This window comes from Limimaricola sp. G21655-S1 (genome assembly GCF_027213785.1).
Classification (GTDB): domain Bacteria; phylum Pseudomonadota; class Alphaproteobacteria; order Rhodobacterales; family Rhodobacteraceae; genus Limimaricola.
In genome coordinates this window covers 61,437-87,952 of the sequence record NZ_JAPWGO010000012.1, presented here as the reverse complement: position 1 = coordinate 87,952, position 26,516 = coordinate 61,437, and the positions used below count along the sequence as shown (strand labels likewise).

Below are 26,516 nucleotides of genomic sequence, written 5' to 3'. Positions count from 1 at the left end.
TCCTCAAATACGCCCGCCGGAGGCGGTCCCGCCGACCGGGCCCAGCGCCTCAGCCAGCTTCTGCGCGAGCCGCTCGGCCACCGCACGCTTGGCCATGCGGGGCCATTCCTCGGCCCCTTCCTCGGTGATCAGCGTCACCGCGTTCTCGGTGCCACCCATGATCCCGGTGCCCGGGGAGACGTCATTGGCGACAATCCAGTCACACCCCTTGCGCGCCCGCTTGGCGGTGGCGTTGGCGATCACGTCATCGGTCTCGGCGGCAAAGCCCACGACGAGCTCGGGCCGTCCCACCGCCATGCCCGCGACCCGCGCAAGGATGTCGGCATTCTCGGCCAGCGACAGGTCGGGCAGCGCCCCGGCGCGCTTCTTGATCTTTCGATCCGAAGCGGTCCCGACACGCCAGTCGGCCACGGCTGCGGCAAAGATCGCCGCGTCGGCGGGCAGCGCCGCCTCAACGGCGGCGAGCATCTCGGCTGCGGTTTCGACCGCCACGATCTCCGCGCCTTCCGGCGGGGCGGCGCTGGCCGGGCCGGTCACGAAGGTGACCCGCGCCCCCAGCCGCAGCAGCGCCGTCGCGATGGCCGCGCCCTGCGCACCCGATGAGCGGTTGGCGATATAGCGCACCGGGTCGATCGGCTCATGGGTAGGCCCCGAGGTGACAAGCACATGACGCCCCGAAAGCGGACGATCGGCGGGAGCGAGAGCGGCCTCGATCGCGGCGAGGATCGCGGCGGGTTCGGACATCCGCCCCGGCCCGTATTCGCCGCAGGCCATCTCGCCCTCGTCGGGGCCGACCACCATGACACCGTCGCCCTTCAAGGTCGCGAGGTTGCGCCGGGTCGCGGGATGCTCCCACATCCGGACGTTCATCGCGGGCGCGATCAGCACCGGCGTGTCGGTGGCGAGGAGCAGCGTCGAGGCGAGATCCGAAGCCCGGCCCTGCGCCATCTTGGCCATCATTTCGGCCGTGGCGGGGGCTACCACCAACAGGTCGGCCACGCGCGACAGCTGGATATGCCCCATCTCCGCCTCGGCGGTCAGGTCGAACAGCGCCTCGTGAACCTTTCTGCCTGCGAGGGCCGAGACCGAGAGCGGCGTGACGAACTGGGCCGCGCTTTCGGTCATGACCGGCGTCACCTCATGACCCGCCTTCGATAGCTGCCGGATCAGCTCCAGCGACTTGTAGGCCGCGATGCCGCCGCCGATGATCAGGAGGATGTGCGACATGGCTTCGCCCCGCAGTCAATGCGGGGCGACCCTAGGGCTTTGATGCGGCGGGGGCAATCGGCGGCTCAGGCGAAGAAGCCGCGGACCTCGCGCGACTGCGTCTCGAGGCTGCGGCGCATCTTGCCGAAGGCGGCCGCCTCGAGCTGGCGCACCCGCTCCTTCGACAGGCCCAACTCGTCGCCGAGGCTTTCGAGCGTACGCGGCTCGTCGCGCAGCTTGCGCTCGCGCACGATGAACTGCTCGCGGGCATTGAGTGCCGAGAGCGCCGAGAGCAGCCATTGGCGCAGCATGTCGGTGTCGTGGTTGTTCTGGACCAGCTCCGCTGCCTGAATGCCTTCGTCTTCCAGCGCCTCGATCCATTCACGCCCCTCATCCTCGGTCGATTGCGTCGCGTTGAGCGAGAAATCGGACCCGGACAGGCGACCCTCCATCATCTCCACGTCGGCGAGCGGTACGCCCACCTCCTTGGCGATCATCTTGCGCAGCGTCGCGCCATCGAGCTCGCGCCCTTCGGCCGCGGCCTCGCGCTCGATCCGGGCCTGCACCCGGCGCATATTGAAGAACAGCGATTTCTGGGAAGAGGTCGAGCCGGTGCGCACCATCGACCAGTTGCGCATCACGTAGTCCTGGATCGACGCCTTGATCCACCAGACGGCATAGGTCGAGAAGCGCACGCCGCGATCGGGGTCGAACTTATCGGCCGCCTTCATGAGACCAAGCGAGGCCTCCTGAATGAGGTCGTTCATCGGCGCGCCGTAGCGGCGGAATTTCGAAGCCATGGAGATGGCGAGGCGCATATAGGCGGTGATGAGCCGGTGCAGCGATTTCTCACAACGCTGGTCGCGCCAGGCATAGGCGAGTCGCAGCTCGGTTTCGGCGTCTAGGAGTTCTGCCCGCATCGCGTTGCGGGTCATCGACTGGTCCGCAAATCCGTCAAAAGCCATGTCATCGTCCCCGGGACATTAGAGGGTCGGTGCGCTTGCCATGGCCGGACGGCCTGCTAGTCACCTTGCTGACCCGTTAACGCGGCACCCTTCGAGAAAGTTTCCGACATGACCTTGCAGAATTTGACGCTGGTTCTAGGCGGGGCCGCCTCGGGCAAGTCGGATTTTGCCGAGAGCCTTGCGAGAAAGGCCGAGAAGCGGCTCGTCTACATCGCCACCGCGCAGGCCTTCGATCGCGAGATGGAGGAAAAGATCGAGAGGCATCGCCGGTCGCGCGGCCCCGGTTGGCGCACGGTCGAGACACCGCTCGACCCGGGTTCGGCCATTTCCAGCCTTGCGACCGGCGAGATCGCGCTGCTCGACTGCGCGACGCTGTGGCTGTCGAACCTGCTTCTCGCAAAGGCCGATCTGGACGCCGAGGAAGCGCGGCTCTTCGCGGCCCTCGCCGACTGCCCTGCCCCGGTCATCGTGGTCTCGAACGAGGTCGGCGCCGGGATCGTACCGGAGAACGCGCTCGCACGGCGGTTTCGCGCCGCGCAGGGCGGCTTCAACCGACGTCTCGCCGCGCGGGCCGACGCGGTGATCGGGGTGATGGCGGGGCTGCCCTTCGCGCTCAAGGGAGAAATGCCATGAGCGGGCTGTGGCTGATCCGGCACGGGCCCACCCATGCCAAGGGCATGTGCGGCTGGTCCGACCTGCCCGCCGACCTGTCCGATCTGGCGGCGCTGGCGCGGCTCTCGGCCCGGCTGCCCGAAGCGCCGGTGGTTTCCTCGGATCTCGACCGGGCGGTGCGAACCGCCGATGCGCTTGCGCGGGACCGGCCACGCCTTGCGCATGAGCGGGCGCTGCGCGAGATGCATTTCGGCGACTGGGAGTTGCGGCGGCACGACGAGATCGAGGCCGAGACCCCGTCGCTGATCCGGGACTTCTGGGATCGGCCCGGCGATGTCGCTCCGCCGGGCGGCGAAAGCTGGAACGCGTTGCGTGCCCGTTGCGACGGGGCCATCGACCGGCTCTGGAACGGCGGCGACCTGATCGTGGTGGCGCATTTCGGGGTGATCCTGACCCAACTGCAACGCGCGCTCGGCTGCGAGGCGCTGGAGGTCTTCGGCCACCGGATCGAGCCGCTGTCGTTAACCCGGCTGAGCCGCGAGGATGGCGTCTGGCGGGTGATCGAGGTCAACGCCCTCCCCTGAGCACCCTTCCAAACCTGCCGACGCCGCTTCGACCGCCCCCCGAACTTGACGACGACGGTTAACCCTTCCTGAACCATTCCCGCGCGAGCCTAGCGGGGCGGACAAGGGGGGCGGCGACATGGTGGCGCGGGCCTATACGGTGGCCTTCGAGGGGGTGGAGGCGCGGCTCGTCGAGGTGCAATGCGCCGTGACCGCGGGGCTGCCCGGCTTTACCATCGTCGGCCTGCCGAACAAGGCGGTGAGCGAGGCACGCGAGCGGGTGCGCGCGGCGCTCTCGGCTCTCTCCATCGCTCTGCCCTCCAAGAAGGTGACGGTGAACCTCTCGCCCGCCGACCTGCCGAAGGAAGGCTCGCATTTCGATCTGCCGATCGCGCTGGCGCTGCTGGCCGCGATCGAGGTGCTTCCTGAGGATGAGGTGGCCGGCACCGTGGCCTTGGGCGAGCTGTCCCTCTCGGGCGATCTGGTGCCGGTGATCGGCGCTCTGCCCGCCGCGATGGCCGCGGCCGAGGAGGCGCGGCGCCTGCTCTGCCCCGCCGCCTGCGGCGCCGAGGCGGCCTGGGTCGAGGCGGTCGAGGTGATCGCGGCCCCCTCGCTGGCCCGCGCCATCCGGCATTTCACCGGCCAGCAACCGCTCGAACCCGCGCAGGCGGGAATCGCGCCCGCCTGCGTCTCGCCCCGCGACCTGCGCGACGTGAAGGGGCAGGAGCGCGCCAAGCGGGCGCTTGAGATCGCCGCCGCCGGCCGGCATCACCTGCTGCTTCTGGGCACGCCGGGATCGGGCAAGTCGATGCTCGCCGCCCGGCTGCCGGGGCTGCTGCCGCCGCTGTCGCCGGTGGAGGCCCTGGAAACCTCGATGATCCATTCCGTCTCGGGGCTTCTGACCGAAGGCGGAATCAGCCGCGCCCGCCCCTTTCGCGAACCGCATCACACCGCCTCCATCGCCGCGATCGCCGGCGGCGGGCGCGACGCGAAGCCCGGCGAGATCAGCCTTGCGCATAACGGCGTACTGTTCATGGACGAGTTGCCCGAGTTTCCGCGCACGGTGCTCGAGACGCTGCGCCAGCCGATCGAGACCGGCGAGGTGGTGGTGGCGCGCGCCAATGCGCATCTGCGCTATCCCTGCCGGTTCCTGCTGGTCGCCGCCGCGAACCCCTGCCGCTGCGGCTATCTCTCGGATCCGGATCGGGCCTGCGCCCGGGCCCCGGCCTGCGGCGAGGACTATCTCGGGCGGATCTCCGGACCGCTCCTCGACCGGATCGACCTGCGGGTCGAGGTGCCGCCCGTCGCCTTCACCGATCTCGACCTGCCCGATCCCGCCGAGGGCTCGGCCGAGGTCGCGCTCCGGGTGTCGGCGGCGCGGGAAATCCAGACGGCGCGCTTCGAGGGAATGGCGGCGCGGGTCAACGCCGATGCCGAGGGACAGCTTCTGGAGGACATCGCGGCCCCTGACACCGAGGGCCGCGAATTGTTGCTGCGGGTGGCCGAGCGCTTCGGCCTGTCGGCGCGCGGCTACCATCGGGTGCTGCGGGTGGCGCGGACCATCGCCGATCTGGACGGGTCGGAGACGGTCCGGCGGCCCCATGTGGCCGAGGCGGTCGGCTATCGGCTCGCGTCGAACCGCGCGCCCTGAGGCCGGGCGACGAAACCTAGCGCTTCGCCTCGATCGCTTCCCAGATCTTCGCTGCGACGTTGATGCCGTCGAAGCGCTCCAGCTCCTGGATGCCGGTGGGCGAGGTGACGTTGATCTCGGTGAGCCAGTCGCCGATCACGTCGATGCCGACGAGGATCTGGCCCTTCTCCCGCAGAAGCGGCCCGATCCTTTCGCAGATCTCGCGGTCGCGCGCGGTCAGCTCGACCTTTTCGGGCCGGCCACCGACATGCATGTTCGATCGGGTCTCGCCCTTGGCCGGCACGCGGTTGATCGCGCCCACCGGCTCGCCATCGACCAGCAGCACCCGCTTGTCGCCCTTGGTCACGTCGGGCAGGTATTTCTGCACGATCAGCGGCTCGCGGTTGATGCCCGAGAACATCTCGTGCAGCGAGGCGAGGTTGCCGTCCCGGCTGTGCAGCTTGAACACCCCGGCGCCGCCATTGCCGTAGAGCGGCTTGAGGATGATGTCTCCGTGCCGGTCGCGGAACGACCGCAGCGTCGCCAGATCGCGGGCGATGGCGGTCGGCGGCGTCAGGTCGGGAAAGTTCAGGACCAGCAGCTTCTCGGGGTAGTTGCGCACCCAGAAGGGGTCGTTCACCACCAGCGTGCCGGGGTGAATCATGTCCAAGAGATGCGTGGTGGTGATGTAGCCCATGTCGAAGGGCGGGTCCTGGCGCAGCCAGACCACGTCCATCTCCGACAGATCGACCTCCCGCTCCTCGCCGAGGCTGTAATGGTTGCCCTTTTCGCGGCGCAGCTCCAGCGGCCAGCCCCGCGCCGTCACCCGCCCTTCCTGAAAGGCGAGGCGGTCGGGGGTGTAGTAGAACAGCTCGTGCCCGCGCGCCTGCGCCTCCTCGCCGATGCGAAAGGTGGTGTCGGCGTCGATGTTGACGCTGCCGATCGGGTCCATCTGGAGGGCGACCTTGAGAGGCTTGGGCATGGCGGCGATCTTTCGCTGGGAATGCGGTTCCCGATCCATGCCCGAAGCGCGCCCGCTCCGCAATGCGCCGCGCCTGCGCTCCCGCGCACAGGGCGGGTCCCGCTTCAGCCGCCGTCAAAGGCGTTCTCGATCACCCGCACCGCGCCCTGCCCGTCGACCAGCGCGAGGTCGAAGCGCATTTCGGTCAGCGCCCCGTCAGGCATCTCGCCGCAATAGGCCTCGGCGGAACGGCAGATGCGTTCCATCTGGCGACGGCCCAGCTGCGCCGTGGCGGCATCGAAGCTGCGGCTGGCCTTGACCTCGACGAAGACGAGCCGCGCGCCCTCGCGGACGATCAGGTCGATCTCCCCGCCCGGGCCCCGCCAACGCCGTGCCAAAACGGCGCGGCCGCTGCGCGCGTAATGCCGCGCGACACTGTCCTCGGCGGCAAGCCCCGACAGCCGGGCGCGGCTGCCGCGCTCCACGTTCTGGGCATGGGTCATCTGGGCCGTTCGGGCCGGCTCATCGACCTCTGTTGAGGGCGGGGGTTACGGATGAGCGCGGGTGATTGGATCCGACCCGTCTGTTCCGGCCACAGGAGAAGATGGCTGGAAAGGGAAGCGATGCTTCGCAGCCATCGCCACGGCATCGGCAGCGTATCAAAGCCCTGCGTCCGGGCTGTCGCGCGTACCGCCCTTGCGCTGTCAGCTCTCGTCCTCATCTGCATCATCGGTCCCTTTCTCCAGCGCCAGCGCCGCCTGATAGACCTCGCGGCGCGGCAGCCCCAGCGCACCGGCCACCGCCGTCGCCGCGTCCTTCACACGCATCGTGCGCATCGCGTCGCGCAGCGCGGTTTCCAGATCGGCCCCAGTGACCTCTTCGGTCTCGGCCCGGCCGACGAGCACGACGATCTCGCCCTTGAGCGTGCGGCCCTCGATCGCCGCGCAGACCTCGGCCGCCGTGCCACGGATCACCTCCTCGAACCGCTTGGTCAGTTCGCGGCACAGCGCCACGGGCCGGCCCGCCCCCAGAATGTCGCGCAAACTTCCCAACAATTCGTGAACGCGCTTGGGACTCTCGTAGAGCACCAGCGTGAAGGGCAGCGACCTGAGCGCCGCGATCTCGGTCTCGCGCTGGGTCTTGGCGGGGGGCAAAAAGCCCGCGAAGGCGAAGCGGTCGGTGGGCAGCCCGGAGACCGCCAGCGCCGCCAGCACCGCCGAGGCGCCGGGTGCCGCCAGAACCGCGTGCCCCGCGGCGATCGCGGCCCGGCCCAGCGCATAGCCCGGATCGGCGACGAGCGGCGTTCCGGCTTCGGAGACATAGGCCACGGAGCCGCCACGCTCGAGCACCGCGAGAATGCGGTTGCGATCACCGGCGCCGGAATGGTCGTGATAGGCCAGAAGCGGTCGGTTGTTCAGCGGAATGCCGTGGATTTCCATGAGCTTGCGCAGCGTCCGCGTGTCTTCGGCGGCAAGCGCGTCGGCATTCGCCAAGAGGTCGAGCGCCCGCAGCGTGATGTCGCGCGCGGTGCCGATCGGCGTCGCCACGAAGTGCAGCCCCGGTGCCACCGGCCGTGTTTCGAAATTCGTCACTGGACCCCTGCCCGCCCCGGTTTATGATTGGTTGCGAACCTGCCCCGCGCCCGTGCCGGAGAAAGTGATGCCCATGTTCGCCCGTTTGACGCAGCCTCGCAAGGCCGCGGCCCGACTTCTCGCCCTGTTCTCACTCGTTTGGCTCGCCGCATGCCAGCCGATCGTGGCCACCGGCCCGGTCTCGGATGCGCAGCGCGTGACGCCCGGCGCCCCCGTGAAGGTGGCGCTTCTCGTGCCCGCCGGCTCCTCCTCCGGGGCCGACCAGCTGCTCGCCAGCAACCTCGAAAACGCCGCCCGCCTCGCCATCGCCGATCTCGGCAATGTCGAGATCGACATGAAGGTCTACCCGACCGCCGGCGATCCGGGCCGTGCCGCGCAGGCCGCGACCACGGCCGTGTCCGAGGGCGCGCAGATCATCCTCGGGCCGCTCTACGCCGAGGCCGCCAACGCCGCCGGCGTCGCGGTGGCGAACCAAGGCGTCAACGTGCTCGCCTTCTCGAACAACCCGACGATCGCCGGCGGCAACGTCTTCATCCTCGGGCCGACCTTCGCCAACACCGCCGACCGGCTGGTACAGTACGGCATGCGCAACGGCATCCAGCGTTACGTGGTGGCCTATGGCAACGACCTGCAGGGCACGATCGGCCGCGACGCGATCGTCAACGCCGTCAACCGATCGGGCGGCGCCGTCGCCGGGACCCAGCCCTACGAGCTGAGCCAGGCCGGCGTGCAATCCGCCGCGCCGCGCGTGGCCGAGACGGTGCGCGGCTCCGGCGCCACCGGCGTCTTCACCACGGCGGGCGTCAATGCCGATCTGCCGATCCTCGCCACCGCGCTGAACGAGGCCGGAATCACGCCGCAGCAGGCGCGGATGCTGGGCCTGACCCGCTGGGACGCGGCGCCGCAGGCGCTGGCGCTCCCGGGTCTGCAGAACGGCCTCTTCGCCGTGCCGGACACCAACCGCACGCGCGCCTTCGAGCAGCGCTACTCGGCGACCTATGGCGCGCAGCCGCACCCGCTGGCCGGTCTCGCCTATGACGGCATCGCCGCCATCGGCGCGCTGGCCGCGACCGGCCGCGCCGACGCCCTGACCCAGAGCGCTCTGGTCCAGAGCCAGGGCTTCAAGGGCACGTCGGGGATCTTCCGGCTGCTGTCCAACGGCACCAACCAGCGGGGGCTGGCCGTGGCCACGATCCGCAACAACCAGGTGGTTATCCTTGACCCTGCTCCCACAAGCTTCCGCGGCGCCGGCTTCTAAGACGCCGTCCCTCACGAAGCCCGACACGACCGACGCGCCGGAGGATCTGATCCTTCCGGCGCGCGACATATTCGACATCGAGGCCGTGACGCGGCAACTCGAGACGGCCATGGCCGAGGCCGGGGACGCGATGGCCGCGCGCCGCGCCGCCGTCGGGGTGCTGGCAGAGGCCCGGCGCCAAGGCCGCGAGGCGCTCGCCGACGCCTTCGCCACGCGCCCCTTCGCGGCGCGCCCTGTGACCCGGGCCCATGCCTGGCTTACCGACCGGATCGTCACCGCGAGCTTCGACGTCGCGCGTGCGCTGCACCCGCTGCACAATCCCACTGAGGGCGAGCGCCTGTCGCTTCTGGGCGTCGGCGGCTACGGCCGCGGCGAGATGGCGCCGCATTCCGACGTCGACCTGCTGTTCCTGACGCCGTGGAAGATCACGCCCTGGGCCGAGAGCATCATCGAATCGATGCTCTACATGCTGTGGGACCTGAAGCTGAAGGTCGGCCATGCGAGCCGCACCGTGAAGGATTGCCTGCGGCTGGCGAAGGAGGATTTTACGATCCGCACCTCGCTCGTCGAATGCCGCCGCCTCGCCGGCGACACGGCGCTGGCGGCGAGCCTGAAGGAGCGGCTCTGGACCGAGCTGTTTCGCAATACCGCGCCCGAATTCATCGCCGCCAAGCTGGCGGAGCGCGACGCGCGCCACCTCAAGCAGGGCGGTCAGCGCTACGTGGTCGAGCCCAACGTCAAGGAGGGCAAGGGGGGCCTGCGCGACCTACAATCGCTCTACTGGATCGGCAAATACGTCTACGGCGTACAGGACGCGGCCGAGCTGGTGGGCCGCGGCGTCTTCACCGACGAGGAATACGCCGAGTTCGTGCGGGCCGAGGATTTCCTCTGGGCGGTGCGCTGCCACCTGCACCTGATCACCAACCGGGCGATGGACCAGCTCACCTTCGACATGCAGGTCGAGGTGGCCGAGCGCATGGGCTATGTCGATGGCGGCGGACGGCGCGCGGTCGAGCATTTCATGCAGGATTACTTCCGCCACGCGACCCGGGTCGGCGAGCTGACGCGGATCTTCCTGACCGCGCAGGAGGCCACGCATCTGAAATCCGAGCCGATGCTGACCCGGCTGCTGGCGCGCCGCAAGCGCGCCCGCCCGCCCTACCGCATCGTGCATAACCGGCTCGACGTGGCCGACGAGGCGGCGTTCCTCGCCGAACCGGTGAACCTGCTCAGGATCTTCGACGAAAGCCTGCGCACCGGCCATCTGCTGCACCCCGACGCGATGCGGCTGATCTCGGCCAACCTGCATCTCATCGACGCCAAGCTGCGCGAGGACCGGGAGGCCAACCGCATCTTCCTCGACCTGATGATCCGGCGCGGCAACCCCGAGCGGGCGCTGCGACGGATGAACGAGCTCGGCGTGCTGGCGGCGTTCCTGCCCGAATTCGCGCCGATCGTCGCGATGATGCAGTTCAACATGTACCACCACTACACGGTGGACGAGCACACCATACAGTGCATCTCGACGCTGGCGCAGATCGAGCGCGAGGAGCTGGTCGAGGAACTGCCCGTGGCCTCGGGCATCCTCAAGGCCGGGGTGAACCGCCGGGTGCTCTACGTGGCGCTGCTGCTGCACGACATCGGCAAGGGCCGGGACGAGGACCATTCGGTTCTGGGTGCGCAGATCGCCCGCCGCGTGGCGCCACGGCTGGGTCTCAACCGCAAGGAATCCGAAACGGTGGAATGGCTGGTCCGGCATCACCTGCTGATGTCGGACATGGCGCAGAAGCGCGACATCGCCGAGCCGCGCACGGTGCGCGACTTCGCCCGCGCGGTGAAGACCAAGGAGCGGCTCGACCTGCTCTGCGTGCTGACCGTCTGCGACATCCGCGGCGTCGGCCCGGGTACATGGAACAACTGGAAGGCCATGCTGCTGCGCGGCCTTTACACCGCGACCGAGGAGGCGCTGGCCACTGGGCTGGAGGATCTTAACCGCGGCGCCCGCGAGGCCGAGGCCAAGAAGGCGCTGCGCGAGGCGCTGTCGGACTGGCCGCAGACCGAGCTTCGGGCCGAGACGACGCGGCATTACGGCCCCTACTGGCAGGGCCTGCCGCTCGACAGCCATGTCCGCTTCGCGCATCTGCTGCGCGGCCTCGGCGCCGACGAGATTCGTACCGACCTGATGCTCGATGCCGATCGCGACGCGACGCGGGTCAGCTTTGCCACCACCGACCACCCGGGGCTGTTCTCGCGGCTCACCGGGGCGCTGGCGCTGGTCGGCGCCAACATCGTCGACGCGCGCACCTATACCGCCAAGGACGGGCTGTGCACCGCCGTGTTCTGGATTCAGGATGCCGAGGGACATCCCTACGAGGAGGCCCGGCTGCCGCGGCTCGAACAGATGATCGGCAAGACCCTGCGCGGCGAGGTGGTGGCGCGCGACGCGATCAAGGACCGCGACAAGATCCGCAAGCGCGAGCGCGCCTTCCGGGTGCCGACCTCGATCGCCTTCGACAACGAGGGCTCGGAGATCTTCACCATCATCGAGGTCGATACCCGCGACCGCCCCGGCCTGCTGTTCGACCTGACCCGGACGCTGGCCGCCGCAAACGTCTATATTTCCTCCGCCGTCATCGCGACCTATGGGGAGCAGGCGGTCGATACCTTCTACGTCAAGGACATGTTCGGATTGAAATACCATTCTGAGTCGAAGCAGCGCGCGCTCGAGCGCCGCCTGCGCGAGGCCATCGAAGCGGGCGCACGGAGGGCCGTATCTTGAAGCCCATCCGCCTCGTGCAGGGCTTTCTCACCGTCGGCATCTGGACCCTCCTCTCCCGCGTCTTCGGATTCGCCCGCGACATCATGATCGCGGGCTATCTCGGCGCGGGCCCGGTGGCCGAAGCCTTCCTCGTGGCCTTCTCCCTGCCCAACATGTTCCGCCGATTCTTCGCCGAGGGCGCGTTCAACATGGCCTTCGTGCCGATGTTCTCGAAAAAGGTCGAGGCGGGCGAGGACGCCGAGCGTTTCGCGCAGGAAGCCTTTGCGGGCATGGCCTTCCTGCTCACGATCTTCACCGTGATCGGCATCGTCGCCATGCCGGGGCTGGTCTTCGCCATGGCCTCGGGCTTCGCCGAAGACGAGCGCTTCGAGCTTGCGGTCGAATACGGGCGGCTGGCCTTTCCCTACATCCTGTTCATCTCGCTCGCGGCGCTGGTCTCGGGCGTGCTGAACGCCACAGGCCGCTTCATGGCCGCGGCGGCGGCGCCGGTGCTTTTGAACGTCATCTTCATCGTGGCGGTGCTGGCCGGCGCGGCGATGGGGCGCGACCCGTCGGAAAGCCTCGGGCTGGGCATCGACCGGGCGCTGGGTCTCAGGGTCGGCGACACCCTCGCCGCCTCGGTGCCGCTCGCCGGGCTGGTACAGCTCGGCCTCGTCTGGATCGCCGCCAAGCGCGCGGGCTTCCACCTGCGGCTCGCACGGCCGCGCCTCACGCCCGAGTTGAAGAAGCTCGCCGTGATCGCTGCACCGGCGGCGCTCGCAGGTGGCGTGGTGCAGATCAACCTGCTGGTCGGCCGCCAGGTGGCCAGCTTCTTCGAGGGCGCGGTGGCCTGGCTCAACTATGCCGACCGGCTCTACCAGCTGCCCCTGGGCGTGGTCGGCATCGCCGTGGGCGTGGTGCTCCTGCCCGATCTCTCACGGCGGCTGCGCGCAGGCGACGAAGCGGGCGGGCGCGACGCCTTCAACCGCGCCGCCGAAATGAGCCTTGCCCTGACCATCCCCGCCGCCGTGGCGCTCGTGGTGATCCCGGTGCCGCTGGTCTCGGTACTGTTCGAGCGTGGCGCCTTCACCACCGACGACACCATGGCGACGGCGCTGGCGGTGGCGGTCTACGGCCTCGGCCTGCCTGCCTTCGTGCTGCAAAAGGCGCTGCAACCGCTGTTCTTCGCGCGCGAGGACACGCGATCGCCGTTCCGCTACGCGCTTGCTGCGATGCTGGTGAACGTGGTGGTGGCGGTGGGTCTAGCCCCGGTGATCGGCTTCATCGCCGCGGCGCTGGGCACGACTCTCGCGGGTTGGACGATGGTCTGGCTGTTGTGGCGCGGCTCGCGCTCCATGGGTCACGCCGCCGAATGGGACGACCGGTTCCGCCACCGGCTATGGCGGATCTGCGGCGCCTCGGCGCTGATGGGGGCGCTGCTGCTCGGCACCGCCGCCCTGCTCGGCCCGTTCCTTGCCACCGCCTCGGTGCGCTACCTCGCGCTGGCGCTGCTCGTGGCGATCGGCATGGCCGGCTATTTCGGCTTCGGCCAGCTCCTGGGCGCGTTCCGCCTCGCCGAGTTCCGTCGCGCGGTGCGGCGCTAGCGCGCCCGCAACCGCGCGAGGAAAGCGCGGGTGCCACCCGGCGCGAGCAGCGGCGACAGCGCGAGCCCGGTCACGAAGCCGGCGGCGTCGGCTACCCATGAGGGGTCGGCGCCGAACATCAGACCGAACACGAGCTGAAGCGCCAGCAGCACGCTGATCAGCCGGAAGGCGGCGAGCCGGTTCGAGCCGGCGCGACCGAGTTGCAACCACATCAGGTAGGTGAAACCACCGATCAGCCCGTAGACCGCCGGAAAGGCGCCGATCAGCGGGTAGTTGGTGCTGATGAACAGCCCGAAGGCCAGCCCGCCCGCCAGCGTCGTTGCGACCAGCATCACGCCCAGAGCGACCGGATGCAGCACCTCCCCCACGAACTTGCCCAGCGCCAGCAGCAGTGCCACCGCGAAGAGCGCATGGGTCATGCTCATATGCACGAAGGGGTAGCTCAGAAGCCGCGAGGCAAGGCCCCAATCCCAGCCCGTCAGCACTCGGTCGAGCACCGCAGGGGCGAAACCCCAGCCCTCGATCGCGCCGATACGCCAGCCCACCGCCTGCGGCCCGCCGACGAGCCCGGTGGCCCCGAGCGACAACGCCGCCTCGATCCCCGCCATCGCCAGTGCAAGCACCACGATCAGCGGCGGCAACGTACCGAACGGGCCTTCCATCGGCGCGTGGTTCGGATCGGGGCGTTCGTAATAACCTTGCGGTCGCATCCTCAGGTCCCTTCGGTTGACCTCGACAGGGGGCATGGCTAATCGGAATGCCACCCGGTTTCCAGCAGGACACGCGCCATGACCGCCACCACGTTCGCCCCCCGCGTCTTTTCCGGCATCAAGCCCTCGGGGGGTCTGACACTCGGCAACTATCTGGGGGCCATCAAGCGCTTCGTCGAGATGCAGGGCGGCGAATTCGAGACGATCTATTGCGTCGTCGACCTGCACGCGATCACGGTCTGGCAGGAGCCGGAAGAGCTGCGCCGCGCCACCCGCGAGGTGGCGGCGGGCTACCTCGCCTCGGGCGTCGACCCGGAAAAGTCGATCCTGTTCAACCAGAGCCGCGTTTCGGCCCATGCCGAGCTGGGCTGGCTGTTCAATTGCGTCGCGCGCGTGGGCTGGATGAACCGGATGACGCAGTTCAAGGAAAAGGCGGGCAAGAATGCCGAGAAGCAGAGCCTCGGCCTTTACGCCTACCCGTCGCTGATGGCCGCCGACATCCTCGCCTACCATGCCACGCATGTGCCGGTTGGCGAGGATCAGAAGCAGCATGTCGAACTGACCCGCGACATCGCCGCCAAGTTCAATCACGACTACAAGACCGATTTCTTCCCGCTCACCACCCCGGTGATCGAGGGTCCGGCGATGCGGGTGATGAACCTGCGCGACGGCACCAAGAAGATGTCGAAGTCGGGCGAGAGCGACATGGAGCGGATCAACATGACCGACGATGCCGACGCCATCGCCAAGAAGTTCAAGAAGGCGCGCACCGATCCGGCGCCGCTGCCCGAGAGCCTCGACGGCCTCGCCGACCGGCCCGAGGCGAAGAACCTCGTCGACATCTATGCGGGCCTGTCGGGAATGACGGCGGAACAGGTGATCGCCGAGCATGGCGGTGCCGGCTGGGGCCAGTTTAAACCGGCGCTCGCCGATCTCGCGGTCGAAAAGCTGGCACCGATCTCGTCGGAGATGGCGCGGCTCATGGATGATCCGGCCGAGATCGACCGGATCATGGCCCGCGGCGCCGAGCGGGCCCGCGCCATCGCCGAACCGATCGTCGCGAAAACCTCCGAGATCATGGGACTCATTCGCTGAGCCCCGGGACGGGGCGCGCCATGCGCCCTGTCCCTCGAGACGAGCAGAAACCCCGCCCCAGCCTGCCTAAAGCCGTATTGCTTCAGCGGAAACGGCAGGAAGGCAGGCGCGCCGCATGGCCACTTCGTTCCAGAAATACGCAATCCGAAGGGTCGCAAGTGGCGCAGCGATCAGGCTGCTCGCACCTGCGACCCGGGACACGGCAGGAAGGGGCGCGTCGTCCCCTTCCGCCGGAACGGCTCAGATCAGTCGCACCTGCGTGCCGGTTTCGACCAGCGCGTAGAGCTTGGCGATGTGCTCGTTGTAGAGACCGATGCAGCCATCCGAGGACGGGCGCCCGATCTTGCGCGTGTCGTGGGTGCCGTGGATGCGGTAGTACTGCCAAGACAGGTAGAGAGCATGGGTGCCCAGCGGGTTGCCGGGACCGGGGGGGACCACGGCCGGGAGCGACGGGTCACGCTCGCGCATCGACGGCGTCGGGGTCCATGTCGGCCCGTCGACCTTGCGCACCACCTCGGTGTAGCCGAGCTTGGTCAGCTCCGGGCTGACCGGCACCGACGAGGGGTAGAGCCGGTAGGTTTCGCCGTCGCCGCCCCAGAAATGCACCGCGCGGGCCTTGGTGTCGGCGACGATGACCCCCACGCCCAGCGCGTCGAAATGGTCGCGCCAGTCGATCTTCTGCAGCGCAGAGACGTTGCGCTGCACCGCGCTCTGGGCGGCGATGGCCGGTGCGGCGAGCGTGACGAGGCCAGCGGCGCCGCTGGCGATGAAACCGCGTCGGGTCTGGGTCATGGGAACTCCTTGCCTGTTTGGGCCTCCTTTCCCCCTTCCCGCGCGGGAGGATCAACTCACGTCGGCGCGAGCGGCGGCATCGCGCTTTCGCGCTGTTGCACCGATGCCGTGCGAAACTGGCGACTGCCGCGCCCCGGGCGGAGCCCCTATCTGGGCGGTAGAACCCGTCAGGACCGGAGAGCCGAAATGACCACCACCATCGCCCCTGCCGCGACCCGCATCGGTCACGTGCATCTGCGCGTCGCCGATCTCGACCGTGCCATCGCCTTCTACGGCGAGGTGCTGGGTTTCGAGCTGATGCAGCGATACGGCGCCGGCGCCGCCTTTCTCTCGGCCGGGGGCTATCACCACCATATCGGCCTCAACACCTGGGAGAGCCTCGGCGCGGTGCCGCCGCCGCCGGGCCATACCGGTCTCTTCCACACCGCGATCCTCTACCCGGACCGCAAGTCATTGGCGCAGGCGCTGCGGCGGGTCATCGCGGCCGGGGTCGAGATCGAGGGGGCCGCGGATCACGGGGTGAGCGAGGCGATCTACTTCCGCGACCCGGACGGCAACGGGGTCGAGATCTACCGCGACCGCGCCGAGGCCGACTGGCCGCGCGATGCCGGGGGCGGGCTTTCGATGCGCAATGCCCGGCTCGATCTCGAGGCGCTGCTGGCCGAGGCTTGAGCGCAACGCCCGGGCGTTGCGGATCGGCGGATCGCCGCCGCCTCTCGACCGATATGCGCCGCTGGCCTAGCCTGCGCTCCAAAGCGGAGGACAGGCATGGCGACGGGCACCGATATCCGGACCTATTACGAAGGGCGTTGGCACAAGGGCGACATCGCCGTGATCCGTGCCTCTGATCACGGCGCGTGGCTCGGCACGACGGTGTTCGACGGTGCGCGCTACGCACATGGCCTCGCGCCCGATCTCGACCGCCACTGTGCCCGGGCCAATGCCTCGGCCGAGGCGCTGATGATCACCCCCACCGTCTCGACGCAGGAGATGGTCGGCATCGTCCGCGAGGGGCTGGCCGCCTGCCCGAAGGATGCCGCGATCTACATCCGACCGATGTACTGGGCACTCGATGGTGGCCATCTGGGCATCCTGCCCAAGGAGGGCGCGACCGGCTTCGCCGTGGCGCTGGAAACGATCCCGATGGCGCCGCCCGACGCTTCGACCACGCTCACCACCACCCGTTTCCGCCGCCCCGTGATGGAGGATGCGGTGGTCAACGCCAAGGCGGGCTGCCTCTACCCCAACAACGCCCGGATGATCGCCGAGGCGCGCGCGAAGGGCTTCGGCAACGCGCTGGTGGCCGACGCGCTGGGCAATGTCGCCGAAAGCGCCAGCTCCAACGTCTTCATCGTGCGCGACGGCGAGGTCTTCACCCCGATCCCCAACGGCACCTTCCTCGCGGGCATCACGCGGGCGCGTCACATCGCCAATCTGCGCGCCGATGGCGTGAAGGTGCACGAGGTCACCATGTCCTTCGAGGACGTGCACGCCGCCGACGAGGTGTTCCTGTCGGGCAACATGCACAAGGTCACGCCGGTCACCGCCTTCGACGACACGGCCTATGCGATCGGCCCGGTGACGAAGCGGGTGCGCGAGATGTACTGGGACTGGGCGGCGACGGCGGGCTGAGATGCGGCTCTGGCGCGCCCTCGACCGGCTGCTGGCGTTCCTGCCCGTCGCGCTGAGCACGGTGGCGCTGGCGCTCTTGATGTCGCAGAACCCCTTCGCCGCGCCCTATCTGGAGCGCAGCACCGAGGCGGTGGCGCTGGAGTTGCGCGCGGCCCTGGCGCGCGAGGTGACGCCGGAATGGTACATGGCCGAGATGGACCGGGCGCTTCTGGCCGAGGATCTCGACGCGATGCGCATGGTTTCGGCGGTGGGCGGGCGTCACGGCATCGCGCCCTCGCCGGCGCTTCTGGGCCGCATGCAGGCGCTGGAGGCGCGCGAGACCGGGGCGCTGGCGGCGGCACGTAACTGTGCCGTCTGCGCCGCCGACATCACCGCCTGCCCGCGCGTGGCGCTTCTGGCGATGTGCGGCGTCACCGTCGAGATGACGCCGCTGGGCGATCTGAACGCGCTCAGGCGGGCGGCGCAGGCCGGCATCGCCGGCGAGGAGATCGACCGCATCGAGGTGGCGCTCGCGGGCGTCGGGCTCGGGGCCACCGGCCTGGTGCTGGCCTCGGGCGGCACCAGCGCCACGGTGAAGGTCGGCGCGACCTCGCTGCGGCTGGCGCGGCGGCTCGGCACCGTCAGCACGAGCTTCGCCGACGAGCTGCGGCGGCTGTCCGATGTCGGCTTCCGGCCGGATCGGCTCGACGATCTCGCTTTGGGCAAGATGGGTCTCGACGAGGTGGCCGATCCGGTGAAGCTTGCCCGGGTGGGCGAGCTGGCCTCGGATCTGGGCCGCGTCGCCGCGAATAGCTCGCTCACCGACGCGGTGCTGATGCTGCGCCACGTCGATGACGCCGCCGATGCGCGGCGGCTGGCGCGGCTCTCGGACGCCGCCGGTCCGGACACCCGCGCCACGCTCGACATTCTCGGCAAGGGCCGAGCCTTCCGCGCGCTGGTGCGGCTGTCGGACCTCGCGATCGGCGCGGCGGCGCTCTTGTGGCTGCTGGCGGGACAGGTGCTGATCTTCCTCGGTGAGCGGGTCGGCCGGATGCTGCTGTCGCTGATCCGCGCGCCGGTGCAAGCGCAGCTCCGGCAGGCGGCGCACAAGGCCCCCACCCCGCGCGCCGAGCCGCCGCTGACCCGGCCGCAGCCGCAGCTGCGCCCCGACCCGCCGCTGCGCCGCCCGGCCATACACCGCCCGGTTGCCCCGCGTCCGGTGCTGGGTCACACTCCGGCCGAATAGCTCCGACAGGACGACCCATGCGCAAGTTCCTCGTGATCCTCGACGATACCCGCGAATGCCTCAACGCGATGCGTTTCGCGGCAATGCGCGCGGGCAAGACCGGCGGCGGGGTCACCATCCTGTCGGTGATCCCCCCGGACGAGTTCAACCATTGGGTGGGGGTGGGCGAGATCATGCGGGCCGAGGCGCGCGAGCGCATCGAGGTGCATTTCGAGGTCTTCGCCAAGTGGATGCGCGACCGCCAGAACGTGCATCCCGATCTGGTGATCCGCGAGGGCGAAGCGGTGCCCGAGATCCTCGCCCAGATCCGCGAGGACCCGGAGATCGGCGTGCTGGTGCTCGGCGCGGGCGACGACCGCAAGGGACCGGGGCCATTGGTGAGCCAGCTCACCCGCGAGGCCGGCAGCCTGCCGGTGCCGATCACCATCGTGCCGGGCGACATCTCCAAGGAGCGGCTCGAGGCGATTACCTGAGCCACTGCCGACGGGCGATTTAGAACCGTTCCAAATCTTGACTTCGGGTCCGGCGAGGCGCATATCGGGGACCTGAAACGAAAGGTGGTCCGATGTTCATCCAGACCGAATCCACGCCGAACCCCGCGACGCTGAAGTTCCTGCCGGGGCAGACCGTGCTCGAGATGGGCACGGCCGATTTCCCCTCCGAGGAAGCCGCGCAGTCGAGCCCCCTGGCCAAGCGCATCTTCGCGACCGGCGGCGTGGCCGGCGTGTTCCTCGGCTCCGACTTCGTCACCGTGACCAAGACCGAAGCCGTCGAGTGGGATCACATCAAGCCCGCCGTGCTCGGCGCGGTGATGGAGCATTTCCAGTCCGGCGCCCCGGCGATCGACGACGGCACCTCGAACAGCGCCTCGGGCGGCCATGCCGAACATACCGGCGAGGACGGCGCCATCGTCGAGCAGATCAAGGAATTGCTCGACACCCGCGTGCGGCCCGCCGTGGCGCAGGATGGCGGCGACATCACCTTCCACGGCTTCGACCGTGGTGTGGTCTATCTGCACATGCAGGGCGCCTGCGCCGGCTGCCCCTCCTCGACGCTGACGCTCAAGATGGGCATCGAGAACCTGCTGCGCCACTACATCCCCGAAGTGGTCGAGGTCCGGCCCGTCGCAGCCTGATGCGTCCGCTACTGGCATTCGACAGCTCGGCCGCGCATTGCGCGGCCGCTCTGCATCTGGGCGATCGCATGGTTACCCGTGTCGAGCCGATGGCCAAGGGCCAGGCCGAGCGGCTGATGCCGTTTCTCGAGGAATTGCTGCAGCATGAGGGGCTGGCCTGGCGCGATCTCGCGGCGATCGGCGTCGGCACCGGGCCCGGCAACTTCACCGGGCTGAGGATCGGCGTCTCGGCGGCGCGCGGCCTGTCTCTGGGCCTGGGCATCCCGGCCATCGGGGTCTCGGGCTTCGAGGCGGCGGCGCTGGAGCATCCGCGCCCTGTTACCGTCGCCCTGCCCGCTCCCCGCGACCATCTCTGGCTGCAACGGCTGACCGATGCCGGTGCCGAGGCCCCGCGCCTCGCCCCCGCCGCCGAGGCTGGCGCGGTGCTGCACGGCCCCGGACCCGAGGCCCTCGTGCGCGCCATCGCGCGGATCGCCCGCGAGCGTGCCGGGACGCCGCAGCCGCGCCCGGCACCGCTCTACGTCCGCCCCGCCGACGCGGCACCGCCGCGCGACCCGGCCCCCGTCCTGATCGAATGAGCGCGCCGCGGGCCCTCGCCGCGACCTATGCGGCGGCCTTCCCGGACGAGCGCGGCTGGAGCACGGAGGAGTTCGCCGCGCTGCTTGCCGCGCCCGGCGCGATCCTTGCGGGCGACGCCTCTGGTTTCGTGCTGGGCCGCGTGACCCTGGACGAGGCCGAGATCATCACGCTGGCCACCCACCCCGATCATCGCAGGCAGGGCCGCGCCCGTACGGCGCTGGAGGCGTTTCACGACGCCGCGCGGGCTGCCGGAGCGGTGACAATCTTTCTCGAGGTGGCGGAGGACAACGCCCCGGCGCGGGCGCTCTACGAGCGGATGGGATACGCACGGGCCGGTCGGCGGCCGGGCTATTATCCACGGGCCGGGCAATCGCCCGCGGCGGCGCTGATCCTTACCCGCCCATTGCGATAACATACCCCTGCGTCAGTCGCCTCAGAGGTGGGCCGTAACGCTGCGAAGTCCCGGTGACTTGGCGCAAATCATGGAAAAATCAGTTGACCCGAAAGCGCCGCGCATTGCCTTATCCTGCCATGAGCCGGCGCATGACCGGCAGACGCGCGGCGCTGGGACGGCACCGCGCCGTGACCTGACAGGGAGCTTTAGATGACTCATCTCGCGAAATTCCTCGGCGCGACCGCCGCGCTGGCGATCTCGGCCGGCGCCGCACTGGCCGACCCGGCGCTGGTCTTCGACCTGGGCGGCAAGTTCGACAAGTCGTTCAATGAGAGCGCGCATAACGGCGCCACCCGCTGGGCCGAGGAAACCGGCAACTCCTATGCCGAGGTCGAGCTGCAGTCCGATGCGCAGCGCGAGCAGGCGCTCCGCCGCTTCGCCGAGGCCGGCAACAACCCGATCGTCACCGTCGGCTTCTCCTTCATGACCCCGCTCGAAGAGATCGCCGCCGACTACCCCGACACCAAGTTCGTGATCGTCGACGGCGTGGTCGACCAGCCCAACGTCCGCTCGGTGATCTTCAACGAGCATGAGGGCTCCTACCTCGTCGGCCAGATGGCGGCGATGGCCTCCGAGAGCGGCACCGTCGGCTTCATCGGCGGCATGGACATCCCGCTGATCCGCAAGTTCGCCTGCGGCTACGCCCAGGGCGCCAAGTCGGTGAACCCCGACATCACCGTGCTGTCGAACATGACCGGCACCACCCCCGCCGCATGGAACGATCCGGTCAAGGGCTCCGAGCTGACCCAGGCGCAGATCTCCCAGGGCGCCGACGTGGTCTATGCCGCCGCCGGCGGCACCGGCATCGGCGTGCTGCAGACCGCCGCCGACCAAGGCATCCTGTCGATCGGCGTCGACAGCAACCAGAACTACCTGCAGCCGGGCAAGGTGCTGACCTCGATGGTCAAGCGCGTCGACAACGCCGTCTACGACGCCTTCGAGGCCGGCACCGAGATCGAGACCGGCATCAACGTCATGGGCGTGAACAACGAGGGCGTGGGCATCGCCGTCGACGAGCACAACGAGGCGCTGGTGACCGAGGAGATGACCGCGGCGGTCGAGGACGCCAAGGCCAAGATCGCCTCCGGCGAGATCGAAGTGCACGACTACATGAGCGACGAGAGCTGCCCCTCGCTCGACTTCTGATCGCCCTCAAGGGCATGACACGAGGGGCCGCGCCGCAAAGCGCGGCCCCGTTTCGCACCCGAGGACCGGACATCACATGACCGACCACACCCCCGCGATCGAGCTCAAGGGCATCTCTAAGGCCTTTGGCCCCGTGCAGGCCAACAAGGACATCTCGATCCGGGTGATGCCAGGCACGATCCATGGCATCATCGGCGAGAACGGCGCCGGCAAATCGACCCTGATGTCGATCCTCTACGGCTTCTACAAGGCCGATGCGGGCGAGATCTTCATCAATGGCCGCCCGACCCAGATCCCCGACAGCCAGGCCGCGATCCGCGCCGGCATCGGCATGGTGTTCCAGCACTTCAAGCTGGTGCAGAACTTCACCGTGCTCGAGAACGTCGTGCTCGGGGCCGAGGAAGGCGCGATGCTGCGCCCCTCGCTCGCCAAGGCGCGGCGCCAGCTCAAGCAGTTGGCGGCCGAATACGAGCTCAACATCGATCCCGACGCGCGGATCGAGGATATCGGCGTCGGCATGCAGCAGCGTGTCGAGATCCTCAAGGCGCTGTACCGGCAGGCCGACATCCTGATCCTCGACGAGCCCACCGGCGTGCTGACCCCGGCCGAGGCCGACCATTTGTTCCGCATCCTCAAGGGGCTGCGCGACCAAGGCAAGACGATCATCCTGATCACCCACAAGCTGCGCGAGATCATGGAGATCACCGACACGGTGAGCGTGATGCGGCGCGGCGAGATGACCGCCACCGTCCAGACCGCCGAGACCTCGCCGCCGGAGCTGGCCGAGCTGATGGTCGGCCGCAAGGTGCTGCTGCAGGTCGAGAAGGCCCCCGCCACGCCGGGCCGGACGATCCTCGAGGTCGAGAACCTGACGGTGATCGACAGCAAGGGGGTCGAGCGGCTGCGCGGCATCGGGCTCGAGATCCGCGCCGGCGAGATCCTCGGCCTCGCCGGCGTCGCCGGCAACGGCCAATCCGAACTGCTCGAGGTGCTGGGCGGCTACCGCAAGGCCGAGGGGACGATCCGCCTAAACGGCGAGGAGATCGACCTGACGGGCCGCAAGTCCGACGCCCGCACCCGGCGCGCGCGGGGCATCGCCCATGTCCCTGAGGACCGGCACCATGAGGGGCTGATCCTCGACTTCACCGCTTGGGAGAACGTGGCCTTCGGCTACCACGACAAGCCCGAGTTCAACAAAGGCGTCTTCATGGACAACGCGGCCATCAAGGCCGATGCCGCCGCGAAGATGGAGCGCTTCGACGTGCGCCCGCCGAACCCGAACCTCGCCGCCAAGAACTTCTCTGGCGGCAACCAGCAGAAGATCGTCGTGGCGCGCGAGATCGAGCGCAATCCCGACCTGCTGCTGATCGGCCAGCCGACCCGCGGCGTCGACATCGGCGCGATCGAGTTCATCCACGAGCAGATCGTGGCGCTGCGCGACATGGGCAAGGCCGTGCTTCTGGTGTCGGTCGAACTCGACGAGATCATGTCGCTGTCGGACCGCATCGCGGTGATGTTCGACGGCCAGATCATGGGCGAGCGCCTGCCGTCCGAAACCGACGAGCGTGAGCTGGGCCTGCTGATGGCGGGCATCACCGATACCGACAAACCGCATAGCGAGGCCGAGATCGAGGCCAACCTTGCCAAGAAGCGCGCCAGCGCCGCGAAGGAGGCCTGAGATGCAGAAGATGCCGCAATGGGCGGATGTCGTGCTGATCCCGCTGATCAGCCTGATCCTCGCCGCCCTGCTCTCGGCCCTGGTGATCCTCGCCATCGGCGAGAACCCCTGGGCCGCGCTGAAGCTGATGGTCGAGGGCTCGCTCGGCTCGACCTATGCCTGGGGCTACACGCTCTACTACACCACCAATTTCATCTTCACCGGCCTCGCCGTGGCGATTGCCATCCATGCGCGCCTGTTCAACATCGGCGGCGAGGGTCAGGCGATGCTGGGCGGCCTCGGCGTGGCGCTGATCGCGCTCTTCATCCCGTGGCCGCACTGGACCCTCGCGCTTCTGGGCGGTGCGGTCGGCGCGGCGCTGTTCGGCGCGGCTTGGGCGCTGATCCCGGCCTGGCTGCAGGCCAAGCGCGGCAGCCACATCGTGATCACGACGATCATGTTCAACTTCATCGCCGCGGCGCTACTGAACTACCTACTGATCGGCGCGCTCAAGCCCTCGGGCTCGATGGAGCCCGCGACGGGCCGATTCCCCGAGGCCACGCATCTGCCGACCTTCCAAGACATGTTCTCGACCGCCGAGACGGCACTGTTCCGCGGCGCGCCGGTCAACGTGTCGTTCTTCGTGGCGCTCTTGGCCTGTGTCGCGGTCTGGGCGCTGATCTGGCGCACCCGGCTCGGCTACGAGATCCGCGCCTTCGGCCAGTCTGAATCGGCCGCGAAATACGCGGGCATCTCGCCCACCCGGATCATCGTCGTGACCATGCTGATGTCCGGTGGTCTGGCGGGCATGATGGCGATCAACAACGTCATGGGCGAGGCCGAGCGGCTGGTGCTCAACGCTGTCGAGGGGGCAGGTTTCATCGGCATCGCGGTGGCGCTGATGGGCCGCAGCCATCCCTTCGGCGTGCTGCTCGCGGCGCTGCTCTTCGGCTTTCTCTACCAAGGCGGCGCCGAGCTGGCGCTCTGGACCTCGATCCCGCGCGAGCTGATCGTGGTGATCCAGGCGCTCGTGATCCTGTTCACCGGCGCGCTCGACAACATGGTGCGGATGCCGCTCGAGGCGATGTTCCTGAGGCTGAGGCCGGCGCCGAAGCCCGCCCGCAAGACCGAACCGGCGGAGTGAGCCCATGGATTTCCTGACCCTTCTTCAGGTGCTCGACACCACCATCCGGCTTGCCACGCCGCTGCTGCTGGCCTGTCTCGCCGGGCTGTTCTCCGAGCGCGCGGGCATCTTCGACATCGGCCTCGAAGGCAAGATGCTGGCCTCGGCCTTCCTCACCGCCGCCGTTGCCGCCGTCACCGGCTCGGTGCTGATCGGCACCGCGGCGGGCATCGGCGCGGCGCTGATGCTCTCGGGCATCCACGGCCTCGCCTCGATCACCTTCCGCGGCAACCAGCTGATCTCCGGCGTCGCGATCAACTTCCTCGCCGCCGGCCTCACCGTGGTGATCGCCCAAAGCTGGTTCGGCCAGGGCGGCCGCACGCCGCAGCTGTCGGGCAGCGCCCGCTTCGAGACGATCGACCTGCCGCTGGCCGGCGAGATGCGCGGCGACATTCCGTTCATCGGCCCGATCTATGCCGAGCTGATCTCCGGGCATTCGCTGCTGGTCTATATCGGCCTGCTGGCGGTGCCGGTGACCTGGTGGGTGCTGTTCCGGACCCGCTTCGGCCTGCGGCTGCGTGCGGTGGGCGAGAACCCCGCCGCCGTCGATACCGCCGGCATCTCGGTGGTGGGGCTGCGCTTTGCCGCCGTGGCGATCTGCGGCCTGCTCACCGGCCTCGCCGGTGCCTATCTCTCGACCGGCCTGCAGGCGGGCTTCGTCAAGGACATGACGGCCGGGCGCGGCTATATCGCGCTCGCCGCGCTGATCTTCGCCAAGTGGCGGCCGTGGTACGCGCTCGGCGCCTGCCTGCTGTTCGGCTTCCTGCAGGCTCTGGCGCTGCGCCCGGACGTGATCGAGAGCACGCTCGGCTTCGAAGTGGGCGTGCAGCTGCTCGACGCCCTTCCCTACATTCTCACGGTGGTGATCCTCGCGGGCTTCGTCGGCCGCGCAATCCCGCCCCGCGCCGGAGGCGAACCCTATGTCAAAGAGCGTTGAACTCGCGGGCCTGATCCGGGCCCAGGCCGGGCAGGAACCGGTCAAATACGGGCTGATCCTCGGCTCCGGCCTCGGCCATATCGCCGGTGCCGTCGACGGCGTCGCCATCCCCTATGACAAGCTCGCGGGCTTCCCGCATGCGGGCGTGTCGGGCCACAACCCGGTGCTCGCCGTGGGGAACCTCGAGGGGCAGCGCGTCGCGGTGTTCGGGGGCCGGGCGCATTACTACGAGAACGGCAATCCCAACGAGATGCGGCTGCCGCTCGAGGTGCTCAAGGCGCTCGGCGCCGAGGCGGTGATCCTGACCAACGCCGCCGGGAGCCTGCGCGCCGACATGCCCACCGGCTCGATCATGGCGCTGTCGGATCATGTCAATTTCTCGGGGCTGAACCCGCTGATCGGCGAAAAGACCGATGCCCGCTTCGTGCCGATGGGCGACGCCCACGACCCGGAACTGCGTGCGAAGCTGCGCGCGGCGGCCGAGGCCGAGGGGGTGGATCTGCACGAGGGCGTCTATGCCTGGTATTCTGGCCCCTCCTTCGAGACCCCGGCCGAGATCCGCGCGATGCGCACGCTGGGCGTCGACGCGACCGGCATGTCGACCGTGCCGGAGGTGATCCTCGCCCGCTTCCTCGGGCTCAAGACGATGGCCGTTTCGGCGATCACCAACATGGCCGCCGGCATGTCCGACGAGGCGATCGGCCATGAGCACACCAAGGCGATGGCGCCGCTGGGCGCGGCCAAGCTCGAGCAGGTTCTGCGCCGGATGCTGCGCGACGCAGGCTGAGCGAAGCGCCGCCGCCGCATCGCGGCATTCTTCCC

Annotated in this window: 26 protein-coding genes; 19 read left to right on the top strand and 7 right to left on the bottom strand. The window is 69.1% G+C overall.

What is annotated here, in order from left to right; genetic code table 11:
- Positions 1–3 precede the first annotated feature (3 nt).
- Together coaBC and O4G76_RS13010 are read right to left on the bottom strand one after the other, a co-directional pair.
- Entirely contained in the window at positions 4–1,227 is a 1,224-nt protein-coding gene (gene coaBC / locus O4G76_RS13015; protein WP_269397735.1) for a bifunctional phosphopantothenoylcysteine decarboxylase/phosphopantothenate--cysteine ligase CoaBC, read from the bottom strand.
- 65 nt (positions 1,228–1,292) lie between these two features.
- Entirely contained in the window at positions 1,293–2,171 is an 879-nt protein-coding gene (locus O4G76_RS13010; protein ID WP_085896849.1) for an RNA polymerase factor sigma-32, read from the bottom strand.
- Between the two features lie 108 nt (positions 2,172–2,279).
- Between O4G76_RS13010 and cobU the strand changes: the two genes are divergently transcribed.
- The 3 genes from cobU (at position 2,280) to O4G76_RS12995 (ending at position 4,997) form a co-directional block, all read left to right on the top strand.
- Positions 2,280–2,804, top strand: a complete 525-nt coding sequence (gene cobU, locus O4G76_RS13005; protein WP_269397734.1) for a bifunctional adenosylcobinamide kinase/adenosylcobinamide-phosphate guanylyltransferase — start codon at positions 2,280–2,282, stop codon at positions 2,802–2,804.
- Complete coding sequence (locus tag O4G76_RS13000) at positions 2,801–3,367, top strand: histidine phosphatase family protein (RefSeq protein WP_269397733.1); 567 nt, start codon at positions 2,801–2,803, stop codon at positions 3,365–3,367. The genes cobU and O4G76_RS13000 overlap by 4 nt, the downstream gene beginning before the upstream one ends.
- A 118-nt stretch (positions 3,368–3,485) precedes the next feature.
- On the top strand, positions 3,486–4,997 hold the full coding sequence (locus O4G76_RS12995) for a YifB family Mg chelatase-like AAA ATPase (RefSeq protein ID WP_269397732.1): 1,512 nt from the start codon (positions 3,486–3,488) through the stop codon (positions 4,995–4,997).
- 16 nt (positions 4,998–5,013) lie between these two features.
- Here the strand turns inward: O4G76_RS12995 and gshB are convergent, their stop codons facing one another.
- From gshB to rsmI, 3 genes are all read right to left on the bottom strand, one after another.
- Positions 5,014–5,958 (bottom strand): glutathione synthase, encoded by a 945-nt coding sequence (gene gshB, locus O4G76_RS12990; RefSeq protein ID WP_269397731.1) that lies wholly within the window; start codon positions 5,956–5,958, stop codon positions 5,014–5,016.
- A 104-nt stretch (positions 5,959–6,062) separates the two neighbouring features.
- Positions 6,063–6,440: a YraN family protein gene (locus O4G76_RS12985; RefSeq protein WP_269397730.1), complete on the bottom strand. Its 378-nt coding sequence runs from the start codon at positions 6,438–6,440 to the stop codon at positions 6,063–6,065.
- A 201-nt stretch (positions 6,441–6,641) separates the two neighbouring features.
- Positions 6,642–7,529, bottom strand: coding sequence for a 16S rRNA (cytidine(1402)-2'-O)-methyltransferase (gene rsmI / locus O4G76_RS12980; protein ID WP_269397729.1), 888 nt, complete (start codon positions 7,527–7,529; stop codon positions 6,642–6,644).
- Between the two features lie 73 nt (positions 7,530–7,602).
- Between rsmI and O4G76_RS12975 the strand changes: the two genes are divergently transcribed.
- From O4G76_RS12975 to murJ, 3 genes are read left to right on the top strand one after another with little or no spacing between them, the layout of a single operon-like run.
- Complete coding sequence (locus tag O4G76_RS12975) at positions 7,603–8,787, top strand: penicillin-binding protein activator (RefSeq protein WP_269397767.1); 1,185 nt, start codon at positions 7,603–7,605, stop codon at positions 8,785–8,787.
- Positions 8,747–11,566 (top strand): [protein-PII] uridylyltransferase, encoded by a 2,820-nt coding sequence (locus tag O4G76_RS12970; protein ID WP_269397728.1) that lies wholly within the window; start codon positions 8,747–8,749, stop codon positions 11,564–11,566. Before O4G76_RS12975 ends, O4G76_RS12970 begins: the two co-directional genes overlap by 41 nt.
- On the top strand, positions 11,563–13,149 hold the full coding sequence (murJ, locus tag O4G76_RS12965) for a murein biosynthesis integral membrane protein MurJ (RefSeq protein WP_269397727.1): 1,587 nt from the start codon (positions 11,563–11,565) through the stop codon (positions 13,147–13,149). The genes O4G76_RS12970 and murJ overlap by 4 nt, the downstream gene beginning before the upstream one ends.
- Here the strand turns inward: murJ and O4G76_RS12960 are convergent.
- Entirely contained in the window at positions 13,146–13,859 is a 714-nt protein-coding gene (locus O4G76_RS12960) for a rhomboid family intramembrane serine protease (protein WP_269397726.1), read from the bottom strand. The genes murJ and O4G76_RS12960 overlap by 4 nt on opposite strands.
- 78 nt (positions 13,860–13,937) lie before the next feature.
- On the opposite strand from O4G76_RS12960, the gene trpS reads away from it, so the two are divergent.
- Positions 13,938–14,954 (top strand): tryptophan--tRNA ligase, encoded by a 1,017-nt coding sequence (gene trpS / locus O4G76_RS12955; RefSeq protein WP_269397725.1) that lies wholly within the window; start codon positions 13,938–13,940, stop codon positions 14,952–14,954.
- Between the two features lie 240 nt (positions 14,955–15,194).
- Here trpS and O4G76_RS12950 read toward each other — a convergent pair whose 3' ends face one another.
- Entirely contained in the window at positions 15,195–15,746 is a 552-nt protein-coding gene (locus O4G76_RS12950) for a L,D-transpeptidase (protein WP_269397724.1), read from the bottom strand.
- Between the two features lie 186 nt (positions 15,747–15,932).
- On the opposite strand from O4G76_RS12950, the gene O4G76_RS12945 reads away from it, so the two are divergent.
- From O4G76_RS12945 to O4G76_RS12890, 12 genes are all read left to right on the top strand, one after another.
- Positions 15,933–16,418, top strand: coding sequence for a VOC family protein (locus tag O4G76_RS12945; RefSeq protein ID WP_269397723.1), 486 nt, complete (start codon positions 15,933–15,935; stop codon positions 16,416–16,418).
- Between the two features lie 96 nt (positions 16,419–16,514).
- The gene (locus tag O4G76_RS12940; protein WP_269397722.1) at positions 16,515–17,378 is read left to right on the top strand and encodes a branched-chain amino acid aminotransferase; all 864 of its coding nucleotides are present in this window, start codon (positions 16,515–16,517) and stop codon (positions 17,376–17,378) included.
- Position 17,379: 1 nt separating this feature from the next.
- Positions 17,380–18,603 carry a hypothetical protein gene (locus O4G76_RS12935; protein ID WP_269397721.1) on the top strand — a complete coding sequence of 408 codons (1,224 nt, stop codon included), beginning with the start codon at positions 17,380–17,382 and terminating at the stop codon, positions 18,601–18,603.
- A 17-nt stretch (positions 18,604–18,620) separates the two neighbouring features.
- A complete protein-coding gene (locus tag O4G76_RS12930; protein WP_021693706.1) occupies positions 18,621–19,076 on the top strand; it encodes a universal stress protein in 456 nt (151 codons plus the stop codon).
- Between the two features lie 92 nt (positions 19,077–19,168).
- Positions 19,169–19,738 carry a NifU family protein gene (locus O4G76_RS12925; RefSeq protein ID WP_085896833.1) on the top strand — a complete coding sequence of 190 codons (570 nt, stop codon included), beginning with the start codon at positions 19,169–19,171 and terminating at the stop codon, positions 19,736–19,738.
- Entirely contained in the window at positions 19,738–20,316 is a 579-nt protein-coding gene (gene tsaB, locus O4G76_RS12920; RefSeq protein ID WP_269397720.1) for a tRNA (adenosine(37)-N6)-threonylcarbamoyltransferase complex dimerization subunit type 1 TsaB, read from the top strand. The genes O4G76_RS12925 and tsaB overlap by 1 nt, the downstream gene beginning before the upstream one ends.
- A complete protein-coding gene (locus O4G76_RS12915) occupies positions 20,313–20,729 on the top strand; it encodes a GNAT family N-acetyltransferase (protein WP_269397719.1) in 417 nt (138 codons plus the stop codon). Before tsaB ends, O4G76_RS12915 begins: the two co-directional genes overlap by 4 nt.
- Positions 20,730–20,921: 192 nt before the next feature.
- Positions 20,922–21,917, top strand: coding sequence for a BMP family protein (locus O4G76_RS12910; protein ID WP_269397718.1), 996 nt, complete (start codon positions 20,922–20,924; stop codon positions 21,915–21,917).
- Positions 21,918–21,993: 76 nt separating this feature from the next.
- Positions 21,994–23,595, top strand: coding sequence for an ABC transporter ATP-binding protein (locus O4G76_RS12905; RefSeq protein WP_269397717.1), 1,602 nt, complete (start codon positions 21,994–21,996; stop codon positions 23,593–23,595).
- 1 nt (position 23,596) lies between these two features.
- The gene (locus O4G76_RS12900; protein WP_269397716.1) at positions 23,597–24,718 is read left to right on the top strand and encodes an ABC transporter permease; all 1,122 of its coding nucleotides are present in this window, start codon (positions 23,597–23,599) and stop codon (positions 24,716–24,718) included.
- Positions 24,719–24,722: 4 nt separating this feature from the next.
- The gene (locus O4G76_RS12895) at positions 24,723–25,694 is read left to right on the top strand and encodes an ABC transporter permease (protein ID WP_085896827.1); all 972 of its coding nucleotides are present in this window, start codon (positions 24,723–24,725) and stop codon (positions 25,692–25,694) included.
- A complete protein-coding gene (locus O4G76_RS12890; RefSeq protein WP_269397715.1) occupies positions 25,678–26,481 on the top strand; it encodes a purine-nucleoside phosphorylase in 804 nt (267 codons plus the stop codon). The genes O4G76_RS12895 and O4G76_RS12890 overlap by 17 nt, the downstream gene beginning before the upstream one ends.
- Positions 26,482–26,516: the final 35 nt, after the last annotated feature.

Excerpts from the sequence above, each read along its gene's own strand:
- coaBC (WP_269397735.1), bottom strand. The coding sequence starts at position 1,227 with ATGTCGCACATCCTCCTGATCATCGGCGGCGGCATCGCGGCCTACAAG.
- O4G76_RS13010 (WP_085896849.1), bottom strand. The coding sequence starts at position 2,171 with ATGGCTTTTGACGGATTTGCGGACCAGTCGATGACCCGCAACGCGATG.
- cobU (WP_269397734.1), top strand. The coding sequence starts at position 2,280 with ATGACCTTGCAGAATTTGACGCTGGTTCTAGGCGGGGCCGCCTCGGGC.
- O4G76_RS13000 (WP_269397733.1), top strand. The coding sequence starts at position 2,801 with ATGAGCGGGCTGTGGCTGATCCGGCACGGGCCCACCCATGCCAAGGGC.
- O4G76_RS12995 (WP_269397732.1), top strand. The coding sequence starts at position 3,486 with ATGGTGGCGCGGGCCTATACGGTGGCCTTCGAGGGGGTGGAGGCGCGG.
- gshB (WP_269397731.1), bottom strand. The coding sequence starts at position 5,958 with ATGCCCAAGCCTCTCAAGGTCGCCCTCCAGATGGACCCGATCGGCAGC.
- O4G76_RS12985 (WP_269397730.1), bottom strand. The coding sequence starts at position 6,440 with ATGACCCATGCCCAGAACGTGGAGCGCGGCAGCCGCGCCCGGCTGTCG.
- O4G76_RS12975 (WP_269397767.1), top strand. The coding sequence starts at position 7,603 with ATGTTCGCCCGTTTGACGCAGCCTCGCAAGGCCGCGGCCCGACTTCTC.
- O4G76_RS12960 (WP_269397726.1), bottom strand. The coding sequence starts at position 13,859 with ATGCGACCGCAAGGTTATTACGAACGCCCCGATCCGAACCACGCGCCG.
- trpS (WP_269397725.1), top strand. The coding sequence starts at position 13,938 with ATGACCGCCACCACGTTCGCCCCCCGCGTCTTTTCCGGCATCAAGCCC.
- O4G76_RS12950 (WP_269397724.1), bottom strand. The coding sequence starts at position 15,746 with ATGACCCAGACCCGACGCGGTTTCATCGCCAGCGGCGCCGCTGGCCTC.
- O4G76_RS12945 (WP_269397723.1), top strand. The coding sequence starts at position 15,933 with ATGACCACCACCATCGCCCCTGCCGCGACCCGCATCGGTCACGTGCAT.
- O4G76_RS12940 (WP_269397722.1), top strand. The coding sequence starts at position 16,515 with ATGGCGACGGGCACCGATATCCGGACCTATTACGAAGGGCGTTGGCAC.
- O4G76_RS12935 (WP_269397721.1), top strand. The coding sequence starts at position 17,380 with ATGCGGCTCTGGCGCGCCCTCGACCGGCTGCTGGCGTTCCTGCCCGTC.
- O4G76_RS12930 (WP_021693706.1), top strand. The coding sequence starts at position 18,621 with ATGCGCAAGTTCCTCGTGATCCTCGACGATACCCGCGAATGCCTCAAC.
- O4G76_RS12925 (WP_085896833.1), top strand. The coding sequence starts at position 19,169 with ATGTTCATCCAGACCGAATCCACGCCGAACCCCGCGACGCTGAAGTTC.
- tsaB (WP_269397720.1), top strand. The coding sequence starts at position 19,738 with ATGCGTCCGCTACTGGCATTCGACAGCTCGGCCGCGCATTGCGCGGCC.
- O4G76_RS12915 (WP_269397719.1), top strand. The coding sequence starts at position 20,313 with ATGAGCGCGCCGCGGGCCCTCGCCGCGACCTATGCGGCGGCCTTCCCG.
- O4G76_RS12910 (WP_269397718.1), top strand. The coding sequence starts at position 20,922 with ATGACTCATCTCGCGAAATTCCTCGGCGCGACCGCCGCGCTGGCGATC.
- O4G76_RS12905 (WP_269397717.1), top strand. The coding sequence starts at position 21,994 with ATGACCGACCACACCCCCGCGATCGAGCTCAAGGGCATCTCTAAGGCC.
- O4G76_RS12900 (WP_269397716.1), top strand. The coding sequence starts at position 23,597 with ATGCAGAAGATGCCGCAATGGGCGGATGTCGTGCTGATCCCGCTGATC.
- O4G76_RS12895 (WP_085896827.1), top strand. The coding sequence starts at position 24,723 with ATGGATTTCCTGACCCTTCTTCAGGTGCTCGACACCACCATCCGGCTT.
- O4G76_RS12890 (WP_269397715.1), top strand. The coding sequence starts at position 25,678 with ATGTCAAAGAGCGTTGAACTCGCGGGCCTGATCCGGGCCCAGGCCGGG.